Annotated in this window: 14 protein-coding genes and 1 pseudogene; 5 read left to right on the forward strand and 10 right to left on the reverse strand. The window is 67.4% G+C overall.

Annotation, left to right across the window (positions count from 1 at the left end; genetic code table 11):
- Positions 1–54: 54 nt before the first annotated feature.
- From ACDI39_RS20795 to ACDI39_RS20810, 4 genes are read right to left on the reverse strand one after another with little or no spacing between them, the layout of a single operon-like run.
- Positions 55–1161 carry an acetoin dehydrogenase dihydrolipoyllysine-residue acetyltransferase subunit gene (locus ACDI39_RS20795; RefSeq protein WP_225790511.1) on the reverse strand — a complete coding sequence of 369 codons (1107 nt, stop codon included), beginning with the start codon at positions 1159–1161 and terminating at the stop codon, positions 55–57.
- Complete coding sequence (locus tag ACDI39_RS20800) at positions 1158–2180, reverse strand: alpha-ketoacid dehydrogenase subunit beta (protein WP_225790510.1); 1023 nt, start codon at positions 2178–2180, stop codon at positions 1158–1160. Before ACDI39_RS20800 ends, ACDI39_RS20795 begins: the two co-directional genes overlap by 4 nt.
- A gap of 33 nt (positions 2181–2213) precedes the next feature.
- Positions 2214–3191: a thiamine pyrophosphate-dependent dehydrogenase E1 component subunit alpha gene (locus ACDI39_RS20805; protein WP_486537006.1), complete on the reverse strand. Its 978-nt coding sequence runs from the start codon at positions 3189–3191 to the stop codon at positions 2214–2216.
- A gap of 22 nt (positions 3192–3213) precedes the next feature.
- Positions 3214–4269, reverse strand: a complete 1056-nt coding sequence (locus ACDI39_RS20810) for an ATP-NAD kinase family protein (RefSeq protein WP_486537007.1) — start codon at positions 4267–4269, stop codon at positions 3214–3216.
- A gap of 279 nt (positions 4270–4548) precedes the next feature.
- Between ACDI39_RS20810 and ACDI39_RS20815 the strand changes: the two genes are divergently transcribed.
- Entirely contained in the window at positions 4549–6402 is a 1854-nt protein-coding gene (locus ACDI39_RS20815) for a sigma-54-dependent Fis family transcriptional regulator (RefSeq protein ID WP_225790507.1), read from the forward strand.
- A gap of 83 nt (positions 6403–6485) precedes the next feature.
- Here the strand turns inward: ACDI39_RS20815 and accC are convergent, their stop codons facing one another.
- The 5 genes and pseudogenes from accC to ACDI39_RS20840 all read right to left on the reverse strand — a co-directional run.
- The gene (gene accC, locus ACDI39_RS20820; protein WP_225790506.1) at positions 6486–7832 is read right to left on the reverse strand and encodes an acetyl-CoA carboxylase biotin carboxylase subunit; all 1347 of its coding nucleotides are present in this window, start codon (positions 7830–7832) and stop codon (positions 6486–6488) included.
- Between the two features lie 17 nt (positions 7833–7849).
- Positions 7850–8317 carry an acetyl-CoA carboxylase biotin carboxyl carrier protein gene (gene accB, locus ACDI39_RS20825; RefSeq protein ID WP_225790505.1) on the reverse strand — a complete coding sequence of 156 codons (468 nt, stop codon included), beginning with the start codon at positions 8315–8317 and terminating at the stop codon, positions 7850–7852.
- A 98-nt stretch (positions 8318–8415) separates the two neighbouring features.
- A complete protein-coding gene (gene aroQ / locus ACDI39_RS20830; RefSeq protein ID WP_070090423.1) occupies positions 8416–8868 on the reverse strand; it encodes a type II 3-dehydroquinate dehydratase in 453 nt (150 codons plus the stop codon).
- 178 nt (positions 8869–9046) lie between these two features.
- Complete coding sequence (locus ACDI39_RS20835) at positions 9047–10834, reverse strand: protein-disulfide reductase DsbD (protein ID WP_368816071.1); 1788 nt, start codon at positions 10832–10834, stop codon at positions 9047–9049.
- 139 nt (positions 10835–10973) lie between these two features.
- Positions 10974–11489 (reverse strand): annotated as a pseudogene (locus ACDI39_RS20840) (methyl-accepting chemotaxis protein); the annotation flags it as partial.
- A gap of 1729 nt (positions 11490–13218) precedes the next feature.
- Between ACDI39_RS20840 and ACDI39_RS20845 the strand changes: the two are divergent.
- The 4 genes from ACDI39_RS20845 to speA all read left to right on the forward strand — a co-directional run bounded on the left by ACDI39_RS20845 (position 13219) and on the right by speA (position 17524).
- A complete protein-coding gene (locus ACDI39_RS20845) occupies positions 13219–14286 on the forward strand; it encodes a DUF2333 family protein (protein ID WP_486537008.1) in 1068 nt (355 codons plus the stop codon).
- 2 nt (positions 14287–14288) lie between these two features.
- Positions 14289–14825 (forward strand): NUDIX hydrolase, encoded by a 537-nt coding sequence (locus tag ACDI39_RS20850; protein ID WP_253081008.1) that lies wholly within the window; start codon positions 14289–14291, stop codon positions 14823–14825.
- A gap of 258 nt (positions 14826–15083) precedes the next feature.
- The gene (locus ACDI39_RS20855) at positions 15084–15455 is read left to right on the forward strand and encodes a translation initiation factor Sui1 (protein WP_225790500.1); all 372 of its coding nucleotides are present in this window, start codon (positions 15084–15086) and stop codon (positions 15453–15455) included.
- 155 nt (positions 15456–15610) lie between these two features.
- Positions 15611–17524: an arginine decarboxylase gene (gene speA, locus ACDI39_RS20860; RefSeq protein WP_225790499.1), complete on the forward strand. Its 1914-nt coding sequence runs from the start codon at positions 15611–15613 to the stop codon at positions 17522–17524.
- An 82-nt stretch (positions 17525–17606) separates the two neighbouring features.
- Here the strand turns inward: speA and ACDI39_RS20865 are convergent, their stop codons facing one another.
- Entirely contained in the window at positions 17607–18944 is a 1338-nt protein-coding gene (locus tag ACDI39_RS20865) for an MATE family efflux transporter (RefSeq protein WP_225790498.1), read from the reverse strand.
- Between the last annotated feature and the right edge of the window lie 187 nt (positions 18945–19131).

Genomic DNA, 19131 nt, shown 5'->3' on the forward strand with positions numbered 1-19131 from the left:
ACCTGTGGGAGCGGGCTTGCCCGCGAATGGGCCGCGCAGCGGCCCCCGGCACACTCAGTGCTTGCGCAGGAACGCCAGCACCTGCTGGTTGACCTGCTCCGCCGCTTCCATCTGCACCATGTGCCCCACCCCCGGGATCACCACGACCTCCGCCTCCAGCCCCTCGGCATGGCTGGCCGGGATGATCGCGTCCTCGCTGCCCCAGACCACCAGCACCGGCAACTGGCCCAGCACGCCGCGCAGGTCGTGGCGCTGCCGGTCGCCGTCGGCGATGGCCGCCGCCAACTGGCGCAGGGCCGTGTCGACGCCCTCCAGGCGCTTGAACTTGAGCATGTCCTCGAGCATTTGCCGGGTCACCAGCCCCGGGTCGGCGAACAGTTGGCTCATCTGCGGCTTGAGCGCGTTGCGGTTGCCGGCCTCGACGAAGCCTTGCAGGTACCGGCCGTTGATCGCCTGGCCAAGCCCCGCGCTGGCGATCAGGCCCAGGCTGGCCACCCGCTGCGGCGCCAGGCGCGCGACGTTCAGGCTCACCGCGCCGCCCATGGAGTGGCCGACCAGATGGGCGCGGGGGATGTCCAGGTGATCGAGCAGGGCCAGCACGGTTTCGCTCAGTTCATCCAGGTCGCCCCGTTGCAGGGCCTTGGCCGATTCGCCATGGCCAGGCAGGTCGAGGGCGATGACCCGGCGCTCGGCAGCCAGGGCCGGGTGGTTGAACAGCCAGTTGTCGAGGTCGCCACCGAACCCGTGCACCAGCACCAGCGGCGTGCCGCCTTCGCCCAGCTCGAACCAGCGCAGCAGGCGGCCACCGACCTCAGCCTTCTGCGGAGCCGGCCCCTGGGCCTGCTCGCCGCCGCCCTCGGCGACGAACTCGGCCTGGAAGCGTTGCACCACGGCGTCGATCTCGGACTCCTGGGCCTCGCCCTCCACCACCACGGCGAGCAGGGCGCCCACCGGCAGGGTCTCGTCGGGCCTGGCCACCTGGCGGCGCAGCACGCCGCTGAACGGGGCTTCGACGCTGCTGCTGATCTTGTCGGTCTCGACGTCCAGCACTTCGTCGCCCTTGTTGATTTCATCGCCTTCCTGCTTGAGCCAGGTGTCGACCCGGCCCTCGGTCATCGACAGGCCCCACTTGGGCATGGTCAGCGTATGGATCTGGCTCATGCGGCACTCCTCGCGGCTTCGATCACCTTGCGTACGGCGGTCTCGATCTTCGCCGCGTCGGGGATGTACAGGTCTTCCAGGGCATCGGAGAAGGGCACCGGGGTATGCGGTGCGGTGACCATCTCGATCGGCCCCTTGAGGGCGCCGAAGGCCTTCTGCGCCACCAGCGCACTGATGTCGGTGGCCATGGAGCAGCGCGGGTTGGCTTCGTCGATCACCACCAGGCGGCCGGTCTTCTCCACGCTTTCGAGGATGCTGTCTTCATCCAGCGGGCTGGTGGTGCGCAGGTCCAGCACTTCGCAGTCGATGCCCTGGCGGGCCAGGTTATTGGCCGCCTCCAGCGCCACGTGGACCATCCGCCCGTAGGTCACCAGGGTCACGTCGTCGCCATCGCGCAGGAAGTTGGCTTCGCCGAAGGGCACGCTGTAGACCTCTTCCGGGACCTCGCCTTGCATGCCGTAGAGCAGCTTGTGCTCGCAGAAGATCACCGGGTCGTTGTCGCGGATCGCCTGGATCAGCAGCCCCTTGGCGTCGTATGGCGAGGAGGGGCAGACCACCTTCAGGCCTGGGATGTGCGTCCACAGCGAGGTGAGCATCTGCGAGTGCTGGGCCGCCGCGCGCAGGCCGGCGCCGTACATGGTGCGCAGCACCAGCGGGGTCACGGCCTTGCCGCCGAACATGTAGCGGAACTTGGCTGCTTGATTGAGGATCTGGTCCAGGCAGCAACCGGCGAAGTCGACGAACATCAGTTCGCACACCGGGCGCAGGCCCTGGGTCGCGGCGCCGACGGCGGCCCCCACGTAGCCGATCTCCGACAGCGGTGCATCCAGTACCCGGCCGGGGAACTGGTGGTACAGCCCCTTGGTCACGCCCAGCACGCCGCCCCAGGCATCGTCCTCGCCTGGCGCACCGGCGCCGCCGGCCACGTCCTCGCCAATGATGAATACCGTGCTGTCACGGCGCATTTCCTGGGCCAGCGCCTCGTTGATGGCCTGCTGGTAGCTGATCTTTCTTGCCATGGTGGTTCTCCTGCTTGTTCTTGTCGGGCGGGCTCAGGGGTAGGCGACGTAGACGTCGCTGAGCAGGTCGGCGGGCTGCGGCTTGGGGTCGGACTTGGCGCGGCGCACGGCGTCGTCGATCAGGGCCTCGACACGGGCGTCGATGGCATCGAGCTGGTCGAGGGTCAGCAGGCCGGCGTGGGTGGTCTTGTGGCGAAACTGCAGCAGGCAGTCTCGGCTTTCACGCAGGTTCTTCACCTCGTCCGGGGCCCGGTAGGTCTGGGCGTCGCCTTCGAAGTGGCCGTAGTAGCGGCTGAGCTTGACCTCGATCAGCGACGGCCCTTGCCCGGCGCGGGCGCGCTCGATGGCGGCGCCAGCGGCCTCGTGCACGGCGAAGAAGTCGAAGCCGTCGATGGTCACGCCAGGCATGCCGAAGCCGGCGGCGCGGTCGGCGATGTGATCGCACGCCACCGACCAGGTCGAGGCCGTGGCCTCGGCGTAGCCGTTGTTCTCGGCGACGAAGATGCACGGCAGGTTCATGATCGAGGCCAGGTTCATCGCCTCGAACACCGCGCCTTCGTTGGAGGCTCCGTCGCCGAAGAAGGCCACCGACACATCGTCGCGGCCCTTGATCTTGGCGGCCAGGGCGGCGCCGGCCACCAAGGGGGCGCCGGCACCGACGATGCCGTTGGCACCGAGCATGCCCTTCTCCAGGTCGGCGATGTGCATGGAGCCACCCTTGCCGCCGCACACGCCGGTCTTCTTGCCGTAGATCTCGGCCATCATGCCGTACACGTCGACGCCCTTGGCGATGCAGTGGCCGTGGCCGCGGTGGGTCGAGGCAATGCAGTCGCTGTCGCGCAGGTGGGCCATGACCCCGGCGGCGGAGGCTTCCTCGCCGGCATACAGGTGGACGAAGCCGGGGATCTCGCCGGTGGCGAACTCGACGTGCAGGCGTTCTTCGAAGGTGCGGATGGTGCGCATCACTTCATAGGCATGCAGCAACTGCTCGGAACTGAGGTGAGTGGACATCTTGTTGTTCTCCAGGGTTGTCTCAACACGGGGGTGCAGCGGGGCGCCGGTGGTCGCGGGGGACGACCAGCAGGTGATGACGGGCGGCATGGGCCAGCACGGCCTCGACATCCACGGTCAGGGGGCCGTGGGGGTCGAGGGTGATGGTCGGGGTGTCGTGCTCGGCGAACTCGATCTCCCGTTCGCCGTCCAGGGCCAAGGTGCCGCTGGTCAGGGCCAGGGGGTAGGCCACGCCGGCTTCGAGCGGGCCCGAGGCGCTGATGCCGCAGCCCTGCAGCAGGCCGGGGGCCAGCGGGGCGAGCAGGGCCTGTGCGCTGTCGGCCTCGAGACGCACCCAGGCACCGTGCGGGTCGTGGCGCGACACCGGGCACCACAGCCCGCACAGGGCCGACAGGCCGATGGCATGGGGTTCGGCGAAACAGGCGAAGACTTCGGCCAGGTCTTCGCTGCGGCTGAGGGCGCGGGCACCGATGAAGCGCTGGGGCGACACGGCGACCTCCACCAGCGCCCACTCGCACAGGCCCTGTTCGGGCACGCGCACCAGCAGCCGCTTGTTGCGGCGCAGGCCGATGCCGGCGGGGATCTGGCCGCTGGCCTGCAGGCCGCCGGCCAGGCCCGCGCTGGTGGCCTCGCGCAGTTCGGGAAAGGCGTTGTTGGTGCCGGTGGACAAGGTCAGCAAGGGCACGTCGCCAGCCTCGGCAGCCACGGCCTTGTGGGTCCCGTCGCCACCGAGCACGGCGATCATCGCCACGCCGCGCTCGACCATCTGGCGGGTGGCCAGGCGGGTGTCGGCGACGGTCTGGGTCAGTGGCAGGTCGAGGACTTCCAGGGTGGGCCAGTGCTGGTCACGGGCCAGCGGGCCGAGGCTGGCCTTGAGCACGGCGGCGGCGATACCGGTCATGTCGGTGGGCAGCAGCACCCGGGCGATGCCGGTGGCGCCGAAGGCCGCGAGCAGGCGCTGGATGGCCGAGGCCTTGTCGGTACTGGAGTACAGCCCGGCATTGGCGGTCAGGCGACGCAGGTCGCGACCGGACGCTGGGTTGGCGATGATGCCGATGGTCGGGGCGGGTTGCGGCATGGCGCACCTCGTTTTCTTGTTTGCCAGGGCTTGAGCAAGCGCGGTGCCAGGTTTGCCTGGGCTGCCTGTAAGGCGCGTGGCAGAGCGATCCGGCAGGGTTGCAGGCGAAGCCTGGGCGGTGCCAGGCGAGACGCCGGGTGCCAGCCGGGCGGGGGCGCCGGCGAGACACTGAGACGCTGCGTCTCAAGCGCACCGGTGATCACGCGGCGCTTGTCGGACAATCCGTGGAGGCGCTTAATGGCCGCACAACGACAAGAACACGAGAACCGGAGGGCCCCAATGCTTGCCGCGAACTCCCGAGCCCATGTCGATTGCGTCAGCCGGGTGCTGAAGAACGCCGATCGCCTGCCCCAGGCCCCGGTGCCGACGCTGATCCTCGACTCGTGGCGCCGCTCCATGGAGTTGTACCGCCTCGACCCGGGCTCCTTGCAGGGCCCGCGCATCCTTTCCCAGACACTGCTCAACGAATGCCGCGAACGCGCCGAGCTGTTCCTGCGCATCGCCAGCGATGCGGTGGCGCGGTTGCATGAGCGGGTGCGCGGCGCCGACTATTGCGTGCTGCTCACCGACGCTCTGGGGCGCACCATCGACTATCGGGTGGAGTCGGCGATCCGCAACGACTGCCGCAAGGCCGGGCTGTACCTGGGCACCTGCTGGTCGGAGGGCGAGGAGGGTACCTGCGGGGTGGCGGCGGTGCTGACCAGCAAGGCCCCGGTCACGGTGCACAAGCGCGACCATTTTCGCGCCGCCTTCATCGGCCTGACCTGCACCGCGGCGCCGGTGTTCGACCCCCATGGCGAACTGCTCGGGGTGGTGGATGTTTCCGCCCTGCAGTCGCCCGACGACCGGCGCAGCCAGCACCTGATCCGCCAGTTGGTGGAGCAGACCGCACGGGAGATCGAGAACGCCTTCTTCATGCACAGCGCCCAGGGCCATTGGGTGATGCGCGCCCATGGCACGCCGGGCTACGTGGAGAGCCAGCCGGACTACCTGCTGGCCTGGGATGCCGACGGCCGCCTGCAGGCGATCAACAGCCTGGCCCGCCAGCGCCTGCTCGCGCAGCATGGCCGCTTGCCCGCGCATATCGGCGAGGTGTTCGACCTCGACCAACTGCGCCGCGCCAGCGATGCCTCGGCACAACGCCTGCCAGGTTGGGGCGGCCTCTATGGGCGGGTCAGCGCACCGCAACGGCGTAGCCGGGCAGTGCCGCCGCGCCAGGCCCAGGATGCGCGCATCGAACAGCACCTGCGCCTGGCCACGCGGGTGAAGGATTGCAACCTGGCGGTGCTGGTACTGGGCGAGACCGGCGCCGGCAAGGAGGTCTTCGCCCGCCAGTTGCACCAGCAGAGCCAGCGCCGCGACGGGCCGTTCGTCACCCTGAACTGCGCGGCGATACCCGAGAGCCTGATCGAGAGCGAACTGTTCGGCTACGTGGCCGGTGCGTTCACCGGTGCGTCGAGCAAGGGCATGCAGGGGCTGCTGCAACAGGCCGATGGCGGCACCTTGTTCCTCGATGAAATCGGCGACATGCCGCTTAACTTGCAGACCCGCTTGCTGCGAGTGCTGGCCGAGGGCGAGGTAGCGCCGTTGGGGGCGGCGCGCCGTGAGCGGGTGGATATCCAGGTGATCTGCGCGACCCACCGCGACCTGGCGGCGATGGTGGCCGAAGGGCGCTTTCGCGAGGACTTGTATTTCCGCCTGGCCAACGCACGTTTCGAATTACCGCCGCTGCGCGAGCGGGAGGACCGACTGGGGCTGATCCACCGGTTGCTGGCGGAGGAGGCCGAGGCGTGCGGCGTCGAGGTGGTGCTGGCCGATGCGGCGCTGGAGGCGCTGTTGACCTATCGCTGGCCGGGCAACCTGCGGCAGTTGCGGCAAGTGCTGCGCTATGCCTGCGCGGTGTGCGAGGGCGGCCAGGTAGGGCTGGAGGATCTGCCCGAGGAGGTGCGTAGTGGGTACGCGCCCTCCACTGAAGCGGCAATCTCCAGCCCAGCACGCCAAGCCTTGCTCGATGCCCTGATTCGCCATCGCTGGAAGCCGGCGGAGGCGGCACGGGCCCTGGGAATCTCGCGGGCGACCCTGTATCGACGGGTCCACGAGCACCGGATCGAGATGCCCCGGATGAAAGGTTAGGGGGCCGCCTGGTTTTTCTTGTCGCTTGCCGCTAAAAAAGAACCCCGGCACCAGGCCGGGGTTCTGTCACCTCACACGCACGATCACTCCTGGTTGGCCAGTTTGTGCTCGAGGTAGTGGATGTTGACGCCACCTTTGCAGAAACCTTCATCGCGCACCAGGTCACGGTGCAGCGGGATGTTGGTCTTGATGCCGTCGACCACGATCTCGTCCAGGGCATTGCGCATGCGCGCCATGGCTTCGTCGCGGTCCTTGCCGTAGGTGATCAGCTTGCCGATCAGCGAGTCGTAGTTCGGCGGGACCGAGTAACCGCTGTACAGGTGCGAGTCGACACGCACGCCATTGCCGCCCGGAGCATGGAAGTGCTTGACGGTACCTGGGCTCGGGATGAACTTCTTCGGGTCCTCGGCGTTGATCCGGCACTCCAGCGAGTGGCCACGGATGACCACGTCTTCCTGGCGGATCGACAGCTTGTTGCCAGCGGCGATGCTGAGCATCTCCTTGACGATGTCGATACCGGTGACCATCTCCGAGACCGGGTGCTCGACCTGAACGCGGGTGTTCATCTCGATGAAGTAGAAACGACCGTTCTCGTACAGGAACTCGAAGGTACCGGCACCGCGGTAGCCGATCTCGATGCACGCCTGCACGCAGCGGGCGAACACTTCCTGGCGGGCGTCCTCGTCGATGCCCGGGGCCGGGGCTTCTTCCAGCACCTTCTGGTGACGGCGCTGCAGGGAGCAGTCACGGTCGCCCAGGTGGATGGCGTTGCCCTGGCCGTCGGAAAGCACCTGGACTTCCACGTGGCGTGGGTTGGTCAGGAACTTCTCCAGGTAGACCATCGGGTTGCCGAAGGCGGCACCGGCTTCGTTGCGAGTCAGCTTGGCCGCGGCGATCAGGTCTTCTTCCTTGTGCACCACGCGCATGCCGCGACCACCACCGCCACCGGCGGCCTTGATGATCACCGGGTAGCCTACCTCGCGGGCGATCGCCAGCGCGGTTTCCTCGTCTTCCGGCAGCGGGCCGTCGGAGCCCGGCACGGTCGGCACGCCGGCCTTGATCATCGCGTCCTTGGCCGAGACCTTGTCGCCCATCAGGCGGATGGTGTCGGCTTTCGGGCCGATGAAGGCGAAGCCGGATTTCTCCACCTGTTCGGCGAAGTCGGCGTTCTCGGCGAGGAAGCCGTAGCCTGGGTGGATGGCGGTGGCGCCCGTCACTTCGGCAGCGGCGATGATCGCCGGGATGTGCAGGTAGGATTCGCGGGACGACGCCGGGCCGATGCACACGGACTCGTCAGCCAGGCCCAGGTGCATCAGCTCGCGGTCGGCCGTGGAGTGTACGGCGACGGTCTTGATACCCAGTTCCTTGCAGGCACGCAGGATACGCAGGGCAATTTCGCCGCGGTTGGCGATCAGAACTTTTTCCAACATCGCAGGCTCTCCGCGGTTCAAACGATGGTGAACAGCGGCTGGTCGAACTCAACCGGCTGACCGTCTTCCACCAGGATGGCGTCGATGACACCGCCGACATCGGCTTCGATGTGGTTCATCATCTTCATGGCTTCGACGATGCACAGGGTATCGCCTTTCTTCACGGTCTGACCGACTTCGGCGAAGTTGGCCGAGGTCGGCGAAGGCTTGCGGTAGAAGGTGCCGACCATCGGCGAGCGAACCACGGTGCCTTTGAGGGCCGGTGCGGCGGCAGCGGCTTCGGCGACCGGCGCGGCGGCAACCGGGGCTACGGCAGCGGCCACGGGCGCGGCGACCGGCGCCGGGGCGGCGAAGAACTGCTGGCCGGCCGGGGTCTTGCTGTGACGGCTGATGCGAACGGACTCTTCGCCTTCCTTGATCTCCAGTTCGTCGATGCCAGACTCTTCCAGCAGTTCGATCAGCTTCTTGACTTTACGGATATCCATTAATCATCAACTCCCAAGGTTCGGTCGGGGACGTAATTGAAAACGTGTCGAAAACGTTTTTCCAAACCCCGGCCCGAAGGGGCCGAGGCCTTGTGTCATCAGGGCTGTGCGTTGGCAGCCAGGTATTCCAGCGCAGACTCCAGGGCCAACCGGTAGCCGGTGGCGCCCAGGCCGCAGATCACCCCTACGGCGACATCGGAGAAGTAGGAGTGATGACGGAACGGTTCGCGTTTGTGCACGTTCGAGAGGTGCACTTCGATGAATGGGATGCTCACCGCGAGCAATGCGTCACGTAATGCGACGCTGGTGTGGGTGAACGCCGCCGGATTGATCAGGATGAAGTCCACGCCTTCGTTGCGGGCGGCGTGGATGCGGTCGATCAGTTCGTACTCGGCATTGCTCTGCAGGTATTGCAGGTGGTGACCGGCGGCGCGGGCACGCTGCTCCAGGTCCTGGTTGATCTGGGCCAGGGTCACGGCGCCGTAGTGGCCCGGTTCGCGGGTACCGAGCAGGTTGAGGTTGGGGCCGTGCAGCACCAGTAGGGTCGCCATCTGCGGATTCCTTGATTTTGTAGGGCAATACGACATAGCGCGGCGACTATGCCGCAAGAGCAGAGGAGTGTCCAGTTCCCGGCAATACGCAGCACGATGTCCGAGGTTCGCGCAAAGTATGTGACCAGATGATTAAATCTGGTCACCGCTGCAATGAAAAATCCCGCCTCGCGGGAAGTTATAGACCCAGATCGCTGCGCACGCGCACCAGATGATTGGCAAATTCCGTGGCATTTATCTCGCCAATGACCCGATCAGCGGTCATTTCGCTGCCGTTCGCTGCAAAGAACAACAGGGCCGGTGGGCCGAACAGCTGGTAGCGGTCGAGCAGGGCGCGTTGCTGGGCGTTGCTCTCGGTGATATCGAAGCGCAGCAGCTTGAAGGCGCCCAGTTGCGCTTGGACCTGCGGGGCATTGAGCACTTCGTGCTCGATCACCTTGCAACTGATGCACCAGTCGGCGTACCAGTCCAGCAGCACCGGCTGGCCGGCGGCCTTGGCCTCGGCCAGGGCGGCATCCAGCGCCGCGGGCGTGCTGAGGGTCTGCCAGGCGCTGGCCGTGCTGGCGGCCGGGTTACCGGCGCTGCTCGCGGGCGTGGGGGGTGGCAGCGGGCGCAGTGGGTCGCCGCGACCGCTCAAGGCGCCGTACCAGCAGGCCAGGGCATAGACCAGCAGGGCCAGGCCGAGCAATTGCGCCAGGCGCTGGCGGGGCGTCTTGACCACGAATTCCAGGGCGCCGAGGAACAGCGCCACCCCGGCGGCCAGCAGGCCGACCAGCAGCAGTGTCACGGGGCCAGGCAGCACGCGGCTGAGCAGGCCGATGGCCAGGCCCAGCAGGAGCACGCCGATGGCGTTCTTGACCGTGTTCAACCAGGGGCCGCTCTTGGGCAGCCAGGCCGCGCCACCGGTGGCCACCAGCAGCAGGGGGGCGCCCATGCCCAGGCCGAGGGCGAACAGTTTCAATGCCCCGCCCAGGGCATCGCCGCTGGCGCTGATGTACAGCAAGGCGCCGGCCAGCGGCGCCGATACGCAGGGCGATACCAGCAGGCTGGAGAGCACGCCGAGCACCGCGGCGCCCAGCAGCGAGCCGCCCCGGGTGCGGTTGGCGAGGCTGTTCAGGCGATTGCCCAGGGCCTGGGGCAGCTTCAGCTCGAACAGGCCGAACATGGCCAGGGCGAACAGCACGAAGAACAGCGCGAAGGGCACCAGCACCCAGGCCGACTGCAGGCGTGCCTGCAGGTTGAGACTGGCGCCGAATACGCCCATCAGCGCGCCGAGCACGGCGAAGCTGGCGGCCATCGGCAGCACGTAGGCCAGCGACAGGGACAGGCCGCGCCAGCCACCGACCTGGCCGCGCAGCACCACCCCAGAGAGGATCGGCAGCATGGGCAGCACGCAGGGGGTGAAGGTCAGGCCGACACCGGCGAGGAAGAACAGCAGCAGCGACTGCCAGCTCCAGCCCTTCTCGTCGCCGAGGGGAAGCGCGCCGGGCTTGCCGCCTTCGCCGCCGATGCTCAGCCGTTCGGTTTCCGGGGGGTAGCACAGGCCCTTGTCGGCGCAGCCCTGGTAGCCCACCAGCAGGGTGAAGGCGCGCAGGTCCGAGGCGTTGCGCGGCAGTTCGATGTCGAGCACGCCGTGGTACACCTCGACGTCGCCGAAGAACTCGTCGTGCTTGGCTTCGCCGTTGGGGATCCGCGGTGCGCCGAGGACGATGTCGGTGGGTTCGGTATGGAACTGGAAGCGGTGGCGGTAGAGGTAGTAGCCGTCGGCGACGACGAAGCGCAGCTTGATGGTCTGGGCATCGGCATGCACCAGGCTGAGCTTGAAGGCTTCGTGGACGGGCAGGAAGTCGGCGTTGTTGGACGACGAGGCGGCCCCGAGGGTGGCGCTGGGGCGGTTGTCGAGCAGGCCGCTGGCGAAGGCGGGGCTGGCCAGCAGCAGGAACAGCAGGAAAAACAGGCGGCGCATGGCGGACTCGCGAGGTGGAACCTGGGCGCATGATAGCGGAGTTGCCTGGGGTTGGGGGCGAAGCTGCAAGCTGATCGGCGCCGCTTGTCATGGCTGTGCTCGGCTCAAATGGGCGCCGCCTGCTTTTTCTTGCCGCGCCTCAGAGGCGAAACGCCCGCACCGCCGTATTCAGCTCGCCACCCAGCTTGAGCAGTTGCTCCCCTTGCTCGCGTCCTTCGCCGATACGTTGCAGGTTGTCTTCGCCCAGTGCGTGGATCCGCTCGCTGTGATCGCGGATCTCGCTCACCGCGCCGCTCTGCTGTGCGGTCACGTCGGCGATGCGCACTGCGGTATCGGCAATGGTGCGAATGGCGCTGACGATCTCGTCCAGCGCACCATCGGCGGCCTGGGCCTGGCTGGCGGTGGTCTCGGCGTGTTCCAGCTGGGCGCGCATACCCTCCACCGACTCGCGGGCAGCCTGCTGCAGGCGGTCGATCAGCGCCTGGATCTCGCCTGTGGCACCTGTGGTGCGCTGGGCCAGCGAGCGCACCTCATCGGCGACCACGGCGAAACCTCGGCCCATCTCGCCGGCTCGCGCCGCCTCGATCGCGGCATTGAGGGCCAGCAGGTTGGTCTGCTCGGCGATGGCGCGGATCACCGTCAGTACACCGCCGATCGTGGCCGACTCCTCGGCCAGTTGCTCGATCATCTGCGCATTGCCCTGGACCTCATCCACCAGCGCGCGCAAGCCGGACAGGCTCTGGCCGATCACCGCCTGGCCCTGTTCCACCGCGCGGCCGGCGTCGCGGCTGGCGTCGGCGGCCGAGCTGGCATCGCCGGCGACTTGCTGGATGGTCGCCTCCAGCTCGCCCAGGGCATCGCGGATCTGCGCAGTGTCGCCGGCCTGGCGCTCGGCGCCGTGGTGCAGGGCGGTGCTCATGCCGGCCAGGGCGTGGCTGCTGCCGGCCACCTGCTCGGCGTTGTGGCGAAGGGTGCCGACCAGCTCCACCAGGTACTGGCGCAGGCGGTTGAGCGACGCCTGGATGTCGTGCAGCTCACGGTTGGTGCGGCCCAGGGCGATGGCCTCGGCGAAGTCGCCCTCGGCCCAGCGCGACAGCGCCGGGGCCAGGCCGGTCAGGGTACGGGCCAGGCGGCGCTGGAGGGTATCGACGAGCAGGGCGATCAGCAGGATCAGGCCGATCATCAGGCCCTGGATCAGGCGCACTTCGCTGGCGATCGTCGCGTGCTGGCCGCGCACCTGCGGCTCCAGGCCGGCGATGGCCTGTTGCACGGCGCCCAGGCGCTCGCCAGTGCTGGCGGCCAGGGCGGCGCGGCGCTCGATCTGCTCGCGGGTGCGCTGCAGTTCGGCAGGGTAGCGGCCCAGCAGGCTGTGCAGCTCGCGTTTGAGGCCCACCGCGACATCCTCGCGTTGATCGCTGGCTTGGGTCTCCAGGCCCATCAGGGCGGCGAAGTCGTCGGCGTTGGACTCGGCGGCGCGGGTCACGCCCAGCAAGGGCAGGCTGTCGATCACCTGGGCCTGGGCGCGGATCGCTTGCAGTTCGCGTTCGACTTCGTCGGCAAGCTCGGCGCGGCCACTGCTGACCAGCTTGTCCCGGGCCAGGGACAGGCGCCCCAGGTGCAGGCTGGCGTCGAACAGTGGCACGAGGTAGCGCTCGGCCTCGGGGTTGGCGCTGTCGCGCGCGTAAGTGGCCAATTGCTCGAAGTTGGCGCCAAGTTCACGCTCGGCCTGCAGCAGCAGGGCCTGGGGATCGCCGGCCAGCTTGCCGGCGGCGAGCAGCTCGTTGGCGGTGAACGCTTGCAGGTGGTCCAGGCTGGGGCGCAACTGGTCGGCCAGCGCTTCGGGCCAGTCGGCCAGGGCTGCCTGCAACTGCGTGTTGGCCGCCATGGCTGCGGCGTGGCGCAGGGCGTCGCCGCTGCCCAGGTAGGCCTGGATGTTGCTCGCCGCATCGTTCTGGAACTGCTGCGACAGGCCCAGGTAGCGCTCCATCAATTGGTAGGGACGCTCCAGGGCGCGTTGCGACCACCACAGGGTCGCAGCCAGGGCGATACAGACGGTCACCAGCAGCAGGGTGTTGAAATTGGTCAGCCACTTCAGGCGCATAGCCGAGAACTTCCAGCGGGGATGGAGAGGTAGGTGCCTGAAGTTATTGCGGTTTTGTGACGAGGTGATGACGGAGGCGGATAAAAGTGGCGTTTTGCCTTTATTCGCTATTGCTGTTCACGGGCACGCCCGATGGCCCGGCTATTTGGGGGCCTGGGTCATTGGTCGCTTATGCATACGCCGGTGTCTGCTTTATAGTGCTGCCACGCGGGCTTGCGGTGGCACCCTGGCCGAGGCTGGAGGTCCAAGCCCCTGAACGTCGTGACTGATTAAGGATATAGCCATGCTGGACTGGAAAAACCGCGAGGCCAAGGCCGAGCCCCGCGAGCGGGTCGATGCCCGTGGCGCTGCTACCCGTAGTTACCTTGGCGGCCTGTGGAGCCGTGCCCTGGGCACCCTGATCGGCCTGTACCTGCTGGGGTGCATCGGCCTGAGCTGGTACTGGAGCCAGGAGCCGGACCTGTTCCCGGTGCAGCAGAACGCCCAGGCCGCGGCCGAGCGCAGCAACCAGCAGATGGTGGTTGGCTATACCACCATCGAGACCCTCAAGACCGTGGCCGGCACCTTGCTGGACAAGCCGGGCGGCTATATCTCCAACGACCGCTTCCCGCCTGGGCTGTGGATGGACAATATGCCCAGCTGGGAATACGGCGTGCTGGTCCAGGTGCGCGACCTGGCCCGCGCTCTGCGCAAGGACTTCGCTCGCTCCCAGTCGCAATCCACCGAGGATGCCGACCTGGCCAAGGCCGAGCCGCGCTTCAACTTCGACAACAAGAGCTGGATCCTGCCGTCCAGCGAGTCGGAGTTCGAGGAGGGCCTCAAGTCGCTGACCCGCTACCAGTCCCGCCTGGCCGCCGGCGACCAGGGCGCGATCTTCTATACCCGCGCCGACAACCTGAACAACTGGCTGGGCGACGTGGCCACGCGCCTGGGTTCGCTGTCCCAGCGCCTGTCGGCCAGCGTTGGCCGGGTCAAGCTCAACAGCACCCTGAAGACCGAGTCGGTGGTCGCAGGCCAGGCGCCGCAGGTCGACGAAGAGCTGGTGGAAACGCCCTGGCTGCAGATCGACAACGTGTTCTACGAGGCCCGTGGCCAGGCCTGGGCGCTGTCCCACCTGCTGCGCGCCATCGAGGTGGACTTCGCCGATGTGCTGGCGAAGAAGAACGCCACCGTCAGCGTACGCCAGATCATCCGTGAGCTGGAGGCCTCCCAGGAGGCACTGTGGAGCCCGATGGTGCTCAACGGCAGCGGCTTCGGCATGTGGGCCAACCACTCGCTGGTGATGGCCAACTACATTTCCCGGGCCAACGCCGCGGTCATCGACCTGCGTCAACTGCTGTCGCAGGGCTGAGGATGGCCATCAGCCCAGCCGAGGCCGCGCATCGTGCGGCCTCGGATCGTGAATCGGTCGCCTGGGTCGACGAGGCCGACCGCCTGCTCGGCGCCCTGCCACGGGCCGAACTGCGCGAGCGTGGCCTGATCGGCCGCTGCACCTTCATCCTGCTGTTCAACAGTGCCGGCGAGCTGTGCGTGCATCGGCGCACCCTGAGCAAGGCGCTGTATCCCGGCTACTGGGACGTGGCTGCCGGGGGCATGGTGGCGGCCGGGGAGAGCTACGCGGAGTCGGCGGCGCGTGAACTGGAGGAGGAGCTGGGCATCGGTGGCGTCGAGTTGCGCTTTCATGAGCGCTTCTACTTCGATCAGCCCGACAACCGCCTGTGGTGCGCGGTGTTCTCGGCGGTTTCCGATGCGCCGCTGCGGCTGCAGCCGGAGGAGGTCAGCGAGGCGCGTTTCGTCAGCATCGCCCGGGCCGAGGCCGACAGCCTGGTCCAGCCGTACTGCCCCGACTCGCTGGCCGCCTTGCAGCGCTACAAGGCAGGGTTGCGTTAGTGTTTGGGGCACGAAGCGGCCCCAGGATTGCCAAAGCACCGCTCGACTGACTGGCCTACCCGCGAAGGGGTCGCAAAACATTCGTAAAATGGCGCATCCGGGTACTTAGCAACCGGCGGATTTATCGTTAAACTGCGCGCCCTTTTCGGGCTGCCGCAGGACCTGCGGCAGTAGCGCTGCCCCTGCCAGAGTGGGGCTTCGCGGTCGGCCCTGGCTCCAGGCGTCGACCAGTTTTTGTCCTCAGCAAGAGGAACAAAAGTGGCCAAGAAAGCTTCTTCCTTCGCCGCCCTTGGCGGTCTTGTGTACTCCACCGATGCCGGTCGGCATTGCCCGGACTGTGGCAAGCCGGTGGACGCCTGCATCTGCAAGCAACAGGTCATCCCCGCAGGGGATGGGATCGCCCGTGTGCGCCGCGAAAGCAAAGGCCGGGGCGGCAAGACCGTGACCACCATCAGCGGCGTGCCGCTGCCCCTGGACCAGCTCAAGGAGCTGGCCAGCAACCTCAAGCGCCGTTGCGGCACCGGGGGCGCGCTGAAGGATGGGGTCATCGAGATCCAGGGCGACCACGTCGAGCTGCTGCTCGCCGAGCTGGCCAAGCAGGGCTTCAAGGCGAAGAAATCCGGCGGCTGATGCCGGTTGCGCGATTTTTTGCCCTGGGCTTTCTAAACTCGTTCCCGTAGCCAGGGTCTATCCCTGGACACGGGCGAATCGTCATTTTCAGTTTCTACACTGCATCCGCCTCCTGCGCGGGGCAGTGTCTTCGACTTTATCTACAGGGGACTTGAATGTCCGTACGACGCACACGCAAAGACGATGGCAGCCAATGGACCGTGGCCGACAGCCGCAGTGTTTACGGTATCCGCCATTGGGGCGCTGGTTATTTCGCCATCAATGAAGCCGGGCGCGTCGAAGTGCGCCCCAACGGCCCGGACAGCGCGCCGATCGATCTCTATGCGCAGATCGACGAGCTGCGCCAGAGCGGTCTTTCCCTGCCGCTGCTGGTGCGCTTCCCCGACATCCTGCAGCACCGCGTGCGCCAACTGACCGGCGCCTTCGATGCCAACATCGCGCGCCTGGAATACCAGAGCAAGTACACGGCCCTGTACCCGATCAAGGTCAACCAGCAGGAAGCGGTGGTGGAGAACATCATCGCCACCCAGAACGTCTCCATCGGCCTGGAGGCCGGCTCCAAGCCCGAGCTGCTGGCGGTGCTGGCGCTGGCGCCGAAGGGCGGTACCATCGTCTGCAACGGCTACAAGGACCGCGAGTTCATCCGCCTGGCGCTGATGGGCCAGAAGCTCGGCCACAACGTGTTCATCGTCATCGAGAAGGAGTCCGAGGTCGCCCTGGTGATCGAGGAGGCTGGCGAGCTCAAGGTCAAGCCGCAGGTCGGGCTGCGCGTGCGCCTGTCGTCGCTGGCATCGAGCAAGTGGGCCGACACCGGGGGCGAGAAATCCAAGTTCGGCCTGTCGGCCGCCCAGTTGCTCTCGGTGGTGCAGCGCTTCCGTGAGGCCGGCCTCGACCAGGGCATCCGCCTGCTGCACTTCCACATGGGGTCGCAGATCGCCAACCTGGCCGACTACCAGCACGGCTTCAAGGAGGCCATCCGCTACTACGGCGAACTGCGCGGCCTGGGCCTGCCGGTGGATCATATCGATGTCGGTGGTGGCCTGGGCGTGGACTACGACGGTACTCACTCGCGCAACGCCAGCTCGATCAACTACGACATCGACGACTACGCTGCCGTCGTGGTCGGCATGCTCAAGGAGTTCTGCGACGCCCAGGGCCTGCCGCACCCGCACATCTTCTCGGAAAGCGGCCGCGCCCTGACCGCGCACCACGCCATGCTGGTGGTGCAGGTGACCGACGTGGAGAAGCACAACGACGAGGTGCCGACCATCGAGAACAAGGAAAGCCTGCCCGAGAGCGTGCGCTGGCTGGCCGACCTGCTCGGGCCGACCGACATCGAGATGGTCACCGAGACCTACTGGCGCGCCACCCACTACATGAGCGACGTGGCCGCCCAGTATGCCGATGGCAAGGTTTCGCTGGCCGAGAAGGCCCTGGCCGAGCAGTGCTACTTCGCCCTCTGCCGGCGCTTGCACAACTCGCTCAAGGCTCGCCAGCGCTCGCACCGCCAGGTGCTCGACGAGCTCAACGACAAGCTGGCCGACAAGTACATCTGCAACTTCTCGGTGTTCCAGAGCCTGCCCGACACCTGGGCCATCGGCCAGGTCCTGCCGATCCTGCCGCTGCATCGCCTGGACGAAGAGCCCCTGCGCCGCGCCGTGTTGCAGGACCTGACCTGCGACTCCGACGGCAAGATCAACCAGTACGTCGACGAGCAGAGCATCGAGACCAGCCTGCCGGTGCATGGCGTCAAGGAGGGCGAGGACTACCTGCTGGGCATCTTCCTGGTCGGTGCCTACCAGGAGATCCTCGGCGACATGCACAACCTGTTCGGCGACACCGACTCGGTGAACATCTACCAGAACGCCGATGGCAGCGTGTACCACGCCGGCATCGAGACCCACGACACCATCGAGGACATGCTGCGCTACGTGCACCTGTCGCCGGAAGAGCTGATGACCCACTACCGCGACAAGGTCGCCAGCGCCAAGATCAGCGCACGGGAGCGCACGCAGTTCCTCGATGCCCTGCGCCTGGGGCTGACCCGGTCTTCGTATTTGTCTTCGTGATCCAAGGGGGCCGCTTTGCGGCCCTTTCCGACCGGTCCGGCGTCCCGCAAGGCCGCTCCCATACGAGGAAGACGGTGGGTGTTCAGCGCACCCACTGATCCCTTTGCTGCAGTCGCCAGCCGAGCCAGCCCAGGCTCACCGCCCGCAACCCCATGAACCCCAGGAACGCCAGCCACAGCCCGTGGTTGCCGAGCCCGCGCATGCCCAGTGCCAGGGGCAGGGCGAGCAGCACGGAAAGCAACATGGCATTGCGCATTTCCCGTGCCCGGGTGGCGCCGATGAACAGGCCATCGAGCAGGTAGCTCCACACCGCGACCAGCGGCAGCACGGCGAGGTAGGGCAGGAAGGGGTAGGCGGCCGCGCGCACGCTGTCGATATCGGTCTGCAGATCGATGAACAGGTGCCCACCGAGCAGGAACAGCACGGCGAAGCCCAGGCTGGTGAGCAGCGACCAGCCGCAGGCCACCACCATCGCGCGGCGCAGGGCGTCACGGTCGCGGGCGCCGATGGCGTGGCCGCACAGCGCTTCGACGGCATGGGCCAGGCCGTCGAGGGCGTAGGCGGTGAGCATCAGGCCATTGAGCAGCAGGGCGTTGGCCGCCACCGTGGCTTCGCCCAGCCGCGCGCCCTGGACGGTGACCAGCAGGAACACCAACTGCAACGCCAGGCTGCGCAGGAAGATGTCGCGGTTGACCGACAACAACGGCCGCCAGGCCTGCCAGCGCTTCAGCGCCTGCCAGGCGATGCGCCCGGGGTAGGCGCGTAGGGCCGGGCGGGTCAGGGCCAGGCCCAGCAGGGCGGCACTCCATTCGGCGATCACCGAGGCGCGTGCCGAGCCCAGGACACCCCAGCCCAGGCCGAGGACGAACCACAGGTTGAGGACGATGTTGAGCAGGTTGGTGACCAGCAGGATCGCCAGGGGCGCACGGGCGTTCTGGGTGCCGAGGAACCAGCCGACCAAGGCATAGCTGGCCAGGGCTGCCGGCAGACCGAGCAAGCGGGTGTGGAAGAAGTCCTCGGTGGATTGCTGCAGCGCTTCGCTCGGTTGCATCGCGTGCAGCGCCAGTTGGCTGAAAGGTAGGGCCAGCAGGCCGATCAGCAGGGCGAAGGCGAGCGCGAGCAGCAGCCCCTGCACCAGCACCTGGCGCAGCGCGGCACCATCGGCGCGCCCGGCGGCCTGGGCGGCGAAGCCGGTGGAGCCCATGCGCAGGAAACCCATCAGCCCGACCATGAAGGTGAACAGGGTGGCGCCCACCGCCACCGCACCCAACTGGTGGGCATGGGGCAGGTGGCCGATCACTGTGCTGTCGACCAAGGCCACCAGCGGCACCGAGACGTTGGACAGGATCATCGGTGCGGCCAGGGCCCAGACCTTGCGGTGGGTACGGCGGTCGCGCCAATCGGTGGACAGTTGGGACATGCGGGCTCCTGGGCAAGCGTGGGCTGCCTATCCTCGACTGGCGCTTCGCGGGCAAGCTCCGCAGGGCATGAGCCGATCACACAGGATGTGATGTGCAGGGCCATGGGGAGCGGGCTTGTCCGCGAAGTGCCGAGCGCGTGATTCCATACACCGCACTGGCTAGGCAAACGCGCATTCTAGCGGCCGG

The organism is Pseudomonas sp. Tun-23181 (assembly GCF_057415455.1).